The sequence below is a fragment of the Vibrio sp. 10N.222.52.C3 genome (genome assembly GCF_041474195.1).
GTDB classification, from domain to species: domain Bacteria; phylum Pseudomonadota; class Gammaproteobacteria; order Enterobacterales; family Vibrionaceae; genus Vibrio; species Vibrio crassostreae_C.
The window spans coordinates 1-8,631 of the sequence record NZ_JBFRTQ010000065.1 but is presented as its reverse complement, the minus strand read 5'-3'; the positions used below and the strand labels follow the sequence as shown (position 1 = coordinate 8,631).

General features: G+C 43.0%; 8 protein-coding genes. 3 read left to right on the top strand and 5 right to left on the bottom strand.

The window, feature by feature from the left end; translation table 11 throughout:
* Positions 1-60: 60 nt before the first annotated feature.
* Positions 61-870 carry a Cof-type HAD-IIB family hydrolase gene (locus tag AB4517_RS11110; RefSeq protein ID WP_372132264.1) on the bottom strand — a complete coding sequence of 270 codons (810 nt, stop codon included), beginning with the start codon at positions 868-870 and terminating at the stop codon, positions 61-63.
* A 206-nt stretch (positions 871-1,076) separates the two neighbouring features.
* On the opposite strand from AB4517_RS11110, the gene queE reads away from it, so the two are divergent.
* The gene (queE, locus tag AB4517_RS11105) at positions 1,077-1,745 is read left to right on the top strand and encodes a 7-carboxy-7-deazaguanine synthase QueE (RefSeq protein ID WP_346762947.1); all 669 of its coding nucleotides are present in this window, start codon (positions 1,077-1,079) and stop codon (positions 1,743-1,745) included.
* A gap of 58 nt (positions 1,746-1,803) precedes the next feature.
* Positions 1,804-2,499 (top strand): 7-cyano-7-deazaguanine synthase QueC, encoded by a 696-nt coding sequence (gene queC, locus AB4517_RS11100; RefSeq protein ID WP_004733611.1) that lies wholly within the window; start codon positions 1,804-1,806, stop codon positions 2,497-2,499.
* Between the two features lie 7 nt (positions 2,500-2,506).
* Here the strand turns inward: queC and AB4517_RS11095 are convergent, their stop codons facing one another.
* The 4 genes from AB4517_RS11095 to AB4517_RS11080 all read right to left on the bottom strand — a co-directional run bounded on the left by AB4517_RS11095 (position 2,507) and on the right by AB4517_RS11080 (position 7,059).
* Positions 2,507-4,486 carry a diguanylate cyclase gene (locus AB4517_RS11095; protein ID WP_136974303.1) on the bottom strand — a complete coding sequence of 660 codons (1,980 nt, stop codon included), beginning with the start codon at positions 4,484-4,486 and terminating at the stop codon, positions 2,507-2,509.
* Between the two features lie 162 nt (positions 4,487-4,648).
* A complete protein-coding gene (locus AB4517_RS11090; RefSeq protein ID WP_017062305.1) occupies positions 4,649-4,999 on the bottom strand; it encodes a DUF2750 domain-containing protein in 351 nt (116 codons plus the stop codon).
* A 135-nt stretch (positions 5,000-5,134) separates the two neighbouring features.
* Positions 5,135-5,752 carry an OmpA family protein gene (locus AB4517_RS11085; protein ID WP_136982597.1) on the bottom strand — a complete coding sequence of 206 codons (618 nt, stop codon included), beginning with the start codon at positions 5,750-5,752 and terminating at the stop codon, positions 5,135-5,137.
* A complete protein-coding gene (locus AB4517_RS11080; RefSeq protein ID WP_372148349.1) occupies positions 5,752-7,059 on the bottom strand; it encodes a TolC family outer membrane protein in 1,308 nt (435 codons plus the stop codon). Before AB4517_RS11080 ends, AB4517_RS11085 begins: the two co-directional genes overlap by 1 nt.
* Before the next feature lie 402 nt (positions 7,060-7,461).
* Between AB4517_RS11080 and AB4517_RS11075 the strand changes: the two genes are divergently transcribed.
* Positions 7,462-8,631: Ig-like domain-containing protein (locus AB4517_RS11075; RefSeq protein WP_372148348.1), on the top strand; the 1,170-nt coding region annotated here is incomplete at its 3' end.

Here is an 8,631-nt window from a genome sequence, read left to right as displayed (position 1 = left end):
CCTCCTCCTACTCGATTGTACAACAAGCAAAAAGTAATTATCACTATAGCTGCTGAGCGTTTATGAGTTGAAGATAAACTTCTCAATCGCGACCGCTACACCATGGTCGTCGTTGCTCGCTGTGATGTGATCCGCCAGTTTCTTGGTTTCTTCCATTGCGTTTTCCATTGCAATGCCAAGGCCAGCGTATTCAAGCATATGATGATCGTTTTCAGCGTCACCCATGCAGATTACTTCTTCTGCTGTAATACCCAAGTGCTTAGCTATCGCCTCAATACCGACACCCTTGTTTGAATTTGGGTTTAGGAATTCTAAGAAGAATGGTGCACTTTGCACGATAGTGAACTGAGTCTTAAGCTCTTGTGGCAACTTGCTGATTATTTCGGTGAGCTTGCTTGGCTCTGCAACAATCATAGTTTTGATGATTTCATGGTCGTCTTCTAGTTGAGAAAAGTCGAATTCGGTAATCTCTAAGCCGTTAATACGCGCTTCAATAGCTGTGTACTCATTGTTTTCAGGGGTGATTAAGCCATGAATCTTGCTGAATGCATGAACATAACCGCCAAGCTGTACAGCGAGGGCTGCGATCTCTTTAGCGGCTTTACCATTGCTGATCTCACTGTGAATGAGTTCTTTTGTAGAGACGTTTTGAACCATAGAGCCGTTGTAGAAGAGCACAAAGTCATCTTCGCCGTTGATTGAAAGCTCGTCTAACTTACTCTGCATGCCTTCTAAAGGACGACCAGAAGCCAGAACCACTTTCACACCTGCAGCGCGTGCTTTGGCAATCGCGTCTTTGTTCTCTTGAGAAATTACTTTATCACTGTTGAGCAGTGTGCCATCCATATCAAGAGCAATCAGTTTGTACATGTTGTTCCTTACTAAAAAATTAAAAGCTAACGAAATCTAAATTAAAAGCTAACGAAATCTATGGGCGAAAGGATAAGGGAACTTGAAAGTTCAGGCTAGGGCTTTGATCAACTCATTTATCAGTACTCATTTGTTTGACCAAAAGGGGGAAGTGCTTTAAGGTCTGCGGTTGATTAATTTCATCAAATGATTGAGCTGAGGGAAAGTTGTACAAGATTAATGAAATGTTTGAAACCATTCAGGGTGAGGGCGTGTTTACTGGCGTTCCCGCTGTTTTTGTTCGTCTGCAAATTTGCCCAGTGGGCTGTTCTTGGTGTGATACCAAGCAGACCTGGGAAGCGTTGCCAGAAGAGGAAACCAGCCTTGGCGATATTATGGTTAAGACAGAAGATTCACCTACTTGGTCAGCAATCGATGCTCAAGGAATCGTGAATGAATATATCAAGCAAGGTTACACTGCTAAGCACATTGTGATTACTGGTGGTGAGCCATGCATTTATGATCTTGTTCCTCTTACTGAAGCGTTTGAGCAGCACGGTTGTCGCTGTCAGATTGAGACTAGCGGAACATCAGAAGTTAAAGCCACACCGGACACTTGGGTTACGGTGTCACCGAAAGTGGCGATGAAAGCGAAACTGGAAATCTTAGATAGCGCCTTGCAACGTGCTAACGAAATTAAGCATCCAGTAGGTACAAGCAAAGACATCGAACAACTTGACGGTTTATTGGAGCGAGCAGCAGTTCCTAACGACACTGTTATCGCTCTGCAACCAATCAGCCAAAAAGACCGCGCTACTCAGCTTTGTATTGATACCTGCATTGAGCGCAATTGGCGCTTATCAATACAAACTCACAAATATTTGAGCATCGCATAGGTTGTATTTTTACTGGGCAAGATAAGTCGCTAGTAGAAGGTTCTCGTAAGGATTTAAGATGAAAAAAGCAGTGGTAGTATTCAGTGGTGGTCAAGACTCAACAACGTGTCTTGTTCAAGCATTAAAAGAGTATGATGAAGTTCATGCGATTACGTTTGATTATGGTCAGCGCCATAGACTCGAGATTGAAGTTGCTGAGTCATTGTCGAAAGAGCTTGGTGTGAAAGCGCACAAAGTGATGGATGTGACTCTGTTGAATGAACTGGCTATCAGCTCTTTGACTCGTGACGATATTCCTGTGTCTCATGAGCTGCAAGAGAATGGGCTGCCGAATTCATTCGTTCCTGGTCGTAATATTCTATTTCTGACTCTAGCGGGTATTTACGCTTACCAAATCGGTGCAAATACCGTAATCACGGGCGTGTGTGAAACTGATTTCTCAGGCTACCCTGATTGTCGTAATGACTTTGTGAAAGCGATGAACTCTGCGCTTGTACAAGGTATGGACAAGCCGCTTGATATTAAAACACCGTTAATGTGGCTCAACAAAGCTGAAACATGGGCGTTGGCCGACCAGTACTCAGCACTTGAGCTTGTTCGAAATAAAACACTGACTTGTTACAATGGCATTGTCGGGGATGGTTGTGGCGATTGCCCAGCGTGTGAACTGCGTAAAGTTGGCCTTAACGATTACCTAGGTGATCGTGAAGGTATTATGGCTGAGTTGGTTCGCAAACAGACTGAGAATAAATAACCTCAGGTCAATCAATTGGTTCGTTGTAAGCATCAATGATGCAGTTTCGGCCGTTGCTTTTGGCTTGATAGAGTGCTTGGTCGAGCACTGAATACAAGTCATCAAAGTCACTTAATGCGTTTGAGGTTGCTAGATAAGCAAAACTCGCGGTCACATTAAGTGACTTTTTGCTTTCTGATAAAAAGACAGTGCTTGAAATGGCGTAGTGCAACTCTTCAACGCGTTCTCGTACCTCTGCTGGTGGGGTATCGGTTAATATGATGACAAATTCTTCACCCCCTAAGCGACCAAACAATTCACCATTCACTAAGTGTTTTCTAATTTGATCACTAATATGGACCAGTGCCCGATCACCAGTAGGGTGCCCATGCTCATCATTAATCTTCTTAAACTTATCTAGATCGAGCAGCACGAGCACATGCTGTTTGTCCGTCCCTTTACAGCGTTTCACTCTTTTGATTCTTCGAATTATCTCAGTTCGGCTATATGCTTTCGTTAAGCCATCAATTGCTGCTTTTGCGCGAACCGTTTTGTTTATCAATACCGTGAAGCTTGCAGCGCAAAGCAACAGAATAACAACGATGTTGTACATCCATCTTTGATGTTCCATTTTTTCAATTTGAACGCGGTCGAGTTTCGTCTGATGTGTCAGGAAAGAGCTTTCTAGTTCTTGTTCATATTTGGCGTGCGTCAGGCCGAGCGCTTCGAGTGCGAGTCGATTGTCGATATCTCTAGCTTCCATTTGTATTGACGAGTATCGCTGGTAGAAATAGAAAGCTTGTTGGTAATCGCTGAGTGATTGATGAATATCAGAAAGCTGAAGAAGTGACTGCGCGATGTATTTATGCCTTGTGACTTGTTCAGCTAATTCTAGCGCTTGTTGAGCATAGTTGAGTGCTTCCGTTGGCAGTTTCTGTTCTTCGAACATGTCGCTGATCGCCAAGTAAGCATTGATGCGAATGACATCATTGCTCAGTTCGCTCGAAGCTGAAAGAGACTCAATTAGGTAGGTTCTCGCCACATCATAGTTTTTCGTTTGAGTGTACGCTTTTCCTAAGCCAAGACTTGTGAGTGCAATACCGTAGCTATGCGACGTTGAGCTCAGCAGTGTTCTTGCTGTCTGAAAGTGGTGAATTGCTAGTTCACTTTGCTCTTGGTTAAGGTAGAGATCCGCAAGGCTGTGATGCACTTGTGCTTTCATTAAATCTGAAGCGTTTACTCTGAGAATGAGAGCTTGCTCTAGATACTCCGCCGATTTTTCATATTGCTTTAATTCTTTGAGCAAGTTACCCACATCGTTGTAAACCCCTGAAATATCATGCCCTTGTGGAAACACGTTTATTAGTGATAGGTAGGTGTCTAGTGCAGCTTGATAGTCACTGCGGAAATGATGATTGTTCGCGATGACTCGATAAGTCCCGAATTTTGGTAATACAGGGTCAGCGATGTCATGTAAATCTGACTGAAGGGCAGAGCAGTAATAGTTCGCTTGATGGTATTTAGCTTGCTCGTTAAGCGATCGGCATAGCTGGTACTTTAGTAAGGCTTTACCAGTTAAATCACTGCGAGATTGCATTTTCGCCAAAAGTGTTAGAAAGCCTTGTTGTGCTTGTTCATATTGGCCTTTGCCGTCTTTCCTCAGAGCAGAAATAAACGCTGTTTCTATCGCTTGGTAGTCATTGTCGTTTGAAGCGATTCCGTAGAATGGCTGATCTCGGTGGCTCATGTATTGATACAGAAGAGACGCAAGGTAAAGCTTATCTCCATAAACCGTTGAGCCGATGTAGCGTGTTTGCAGCATGTTTAATGCGCGCTCAGGAGAGTGGTTTAAAGTAGAGAGATAAAGCGCGTTCCAATCAGCATTTGGAGTAGAGCTTAGATTGGAGGTATAGACTGGTGAATTGTGGTCACGATCTGATGTTGATACTTGGCTATAAGAACAAAAGCTAATGAATAGTAGAAAGGTAACAAAAACGAAGTGATTCACAAGAGACGATCAATCAGATAAAGAACGATATTCTATTATTAGTTTGATGTTGCTTCAAATTTTGAATGGTGCGACTACGTGGTTATGCGAGGTAGGTCTCTAATTTATTGATACTAATCAGAGGTATATCGGTCGCGCGAATCGTGCGACCGATATCGGAAATTAGATGTATAATTTCGCTAGGTCAGAAGGCTCAAGTTCTTTGCCTTCTAATGTTGCATTCCAGTTAGTACCAACAAGAACGCCGTCTTCAGCAAGAGTCAGTAACCAATCTTCTACAAAGATATCTAGTGGAATTTCTAATACTTCGAAGTCAGCCCACTCTTCAACGTTGTGAGTTTGAGCATCTTCTTTTGAAGACCAGAATGGCATCACTTCGCTGTTTTCGAATTCACTTGAGTCACATGCTAGCCAACCTTCTTCGTTGCGAAGGCCCCATACCAGTTTAGTTTCTTGTGTTTCAGAAACGAAAAGTTCTAGATTTGCTTGAGTATCAGCTGTTAGTTTGCTCATGGATTAATTCTCTATGTTGATAACGTGGCAAGATTAACATTATAGACGGCTTAGGTATATGCTATTCAAGGAATTATCACCATACTGAAACGTTAACTTAAGATAACGTTTCAGTATGGTAAAAGCTGGGTACGCCTACTTTTTAATTTTGGTGAAGATGTGCCATTCTTCTTTGATATTACCCTTAAATCCAACAACGGAAGCAACAACTTTTCGATGTAGTGCGTGATTGATTTGGGTGTCATCACTGCTGAATTCAGAATCACCATGACCTACGATGCTGACTCTAGATGGCTGAATACCGTTGCTAATTAGCGCTCGTCTTACATGTGATGCACGTTCTTTCGAAAGCTTTAGGTTATGTTCCGCGTTACCTACTTTGCTGGCATAACCTTGCAATTCAATGCTGGTACTTTCGTAGCGCTTTAAAAATGCCGCCATTTGGCGTATCTGCCCTAGAAAGACAGGGTTTATTTCCGTTGAATTATTAGCGAAGAGTATATGCAGCTCTTTCTTTTCCGATGACTCGAAATATGATCCACAACCGTCGTTATCGATCTCGGCACCAATTTGTGTATCGGGACATAAATCTCGCGCGTTTATTACACCGTCATTGTCATCATCTTGAAGATCGTAAATTTGAGTGGCCGGCGGTAGAGCGCGATATTCGAATTCATCTTCGTTGTTTTCAGCTAAAACATTGGCAGATACAACCATGAAGCAAAGCGATAATACTGTGTTGGTAAGCTTCATTAATATTCCACCTTTTCATTCCATTCTTCTGGGATCTCAACTCGTAAACCGATGAGTAGGTTACCAGTTGCGTTCATTACGCGATATTTTGCGTATTGCTCGTCATACTTAGCATCTAAATAGCCTTTACGAGCTTCGAATAATTCATTCTCAGTGTTAAGTAAGTCGAGAAGGGTACGTTTACCGATACGGTATTGTTTCTCATATGAGATTACCGTGTCTGATGCCGAGTCTACGTGGTCAGATAGGAACTCTTTTTGCTGAACCGTTAAATCAAGTGCGCTCCATGATAGACGTAGACTCTCTTCTACATTGCGGTAAGTACTTTCGCGAAGGTCCTTGGCTTTGTTGAGTTGGTAGGCTGCACTTTCTGTGCGGTCTTGATCCGAACCACCATTGTAAAGGTTGTATCTTAAACGAACCATGGCAGAAAACTCATCGCTGCTGCCTTCTGTACCACCGGCGTCATCACGCCAAGTTTGAGCGGCTTCAAAAGAAACAGTCGGGTAGTTGGTACTCTTAGATTGTTTGTATTGGAACTTCGCTGAGTCAACATCGGCTTGTGCAATCTTAATGACTGGATGCTGGTTAAACGCTTTTGCCAACGCACCATCAACGGTATAAGGAATTGCACCCGCATCTGCGCGAGGGAAAGTTAACCCTAAAGGAGATTGACCAACAAGTCTTTTAAACTGAGTATGCGTATCAAAAAGGTTGTTTTGAGCAGCAAGCAAATTCCCGTGCGCTTTCGCAATACGAGCTTCAACTTGTGACATATCTGCGGTTGAACCAATACCTGATTCCACGCGCTTACGAATATCGTTATATATCTCTTTGTGCGTCGCTAAGTTACTTTCCGAAAGAGAAAGCACTTCATAGGCTTTCACTGCATCAAGATAAACCTTTGTTACTTCTAAAGCGATGTCTTGCGCGTTAGATAGTAGTTGATAGCGCACGGACTCTGCATCAGCCGCAGTACGGTCAATATCATTGGATGTATTAGCGCCATCCCATATTAACTGGGTCAAGGTGATCGTTGCTTCTTTTCTAGTCAGATCGGTAGTGCCAGGGTTGGTTGCAAGATCTGTATGTTCATAACCAATCCCACCATCTAGGTCTATACTTGGTCGATAAGCACCACCAGAAGCGTCGTTAAGATAACGCTTACTGATATATTCGTTATAAGCACTTTTGATTTCAGGGTTGCTTTCTAATGTAAACGCAACGGCTTGCTCTAAGGTTTGTGCTGTTGTCGGCAAACTTAGCGCTATAGCTAACCCTAATGTTGTCGTTTGAATGTAATTCAATTTCCATCTCTCCAAATTGGACTGCATCTAAACCTACGCTTTTTAATGTGCTAGATACGAAATTTAGATGAACCGCCAAAAAAATAACGTTCGCTCGAGAAGCTACCGTAAATGGTTGTAAAGTTGTTAACAGTTTGCTGTGCGTTTTATGATGATTTTGAGAACGTCAATTTTACGTTTTTAGCTCTGTTATTTTTCGCAAACACAATAACTTATATTGATAGTGTGAGCACTTTCATTATTGTGTGATGTGATCAGCGTCATTACCTTATCACTCGGTATGTTAAATGTACGATTCATAACTAGGAATTATGTGATGTTAAATGTTATATTTCGGCTAATATTATAAATAAGATGTCACAAAGTTGACGTGACAAGCGAAAATGGTTTTTAGGGGTTGATATGGACATTACAGCATTGAATTTGACCGGTGCTCTTGCATTGGGTCAGCGCATGGTTATTTCAGTTGATGGCACGGTTAGAGTACTCGAAGAGGGAGAGCCTCTACAGGCTGGAGATGTAACTCTTGAATCTCAAAATGGACCTAATGAACCTCAGGTATCAGTTAAGCGTTTTTCACCTGAAGACGGTGAAGTTGAACTAGACCAGGATATCGCAAATATTTTTGCCGTATTAGAAGAAGGTGAAGACCCTACTGAGTTAGGAGATGAGTTCGCTACCGCTGCTGGTCAAAATGGTTCTAGCTTGGCAACTAGTGGGACTGTAGAGCGAGACGGTGAAGAAACGATCCCAGCAACCGAATTTATAACAACGGGATTTGAAGCGCTGGGCATGTCGCGAACTCAAAGCCTGAGCCTTCTAGAGCAATTCCGTTCGTTTGAGCAAACTAATAGCGCCCCTACCTTTGTTGATACCAATAACTCGCCTGTCGGTGACACTCTCTCATTTACAACCGATGAAGATACTCCAGTAAGCGGAACGTTGTCAGCATCAGATGAAGATGGCGATTCGCTGTCTTTCGTTAAGTTCACCGATCCATCAAACGGTACTGTCGTTGTCGATGAAAATGGTGATTGGACTTATACCCCCAACGAAAACTACAACGGTACCGATAGCTTTACGGTTATCGTCGATGATGGAAATGGTGGTACTGACACAATTACGGTTAACGTTGGCGTAACTCCAGTAAATGACGCGCCGATAGGTAATGACCTTTCAGTAACCACCGACGAAGATACCCCAGTAAGCGGAACGCTAAACGCAACAGATACGGACGGAGACTCGTTAACATTCTCAAAAGGCACAGATCCGTCAAACGGTTCTGTAGTCGTTGATGAAAATGGTAATTGGACCTATACGCCAGACGAAAACTACAACGGAAGCGATAGCTTCACCGTTGTAGTTAGCGACGGGAATGGAGGCACAGATACTATTACTGTTGATATTGGCGTGACGCCTGTAGATGACGACTCTTTATTTTTTAACCAAGAACTAAGTTATGCGGAAAACCAAGTGGCGGACGCGGTAGTGGGTACCTTGTCCGGCAGCGATCTGGATGGCGTGACCAAATACGAGTTCAAACACAGTGACGGCACCTTAAGCGCCACAAGT

Bases quoted from the DNA above. Each gene is read 5' to 3' on its own strand.
- AB4517_RS11110 (WP_372132264.1), bottom strand. From the start codon at position 870: ATGTACAAACTGATTGCTCTTGATATGGATGGCACACTGCTCAACAGT.
- queC (WP_004733611.1), top strand. From the start codon at position 1,804: ATGAAAAAAGCAGTGGTAGTATTCAGTGGTGGTCAAGACTCAACAACG.
- AB4517_RS11090 (WP_017062305.1), bottom strand. From the start codon at position 4,999: ATGAGCAAACTAACAGCTGATACTCAAGCAAATCTAGAACTTTTCGTT.
- AB4517_RS11085 (WP_136982597.1), bottom strand. From the start codon at position 5,752: ATGAAGCTTACCAACACAGTATTATCGCTTTGCTTCATGGTTGTATCT.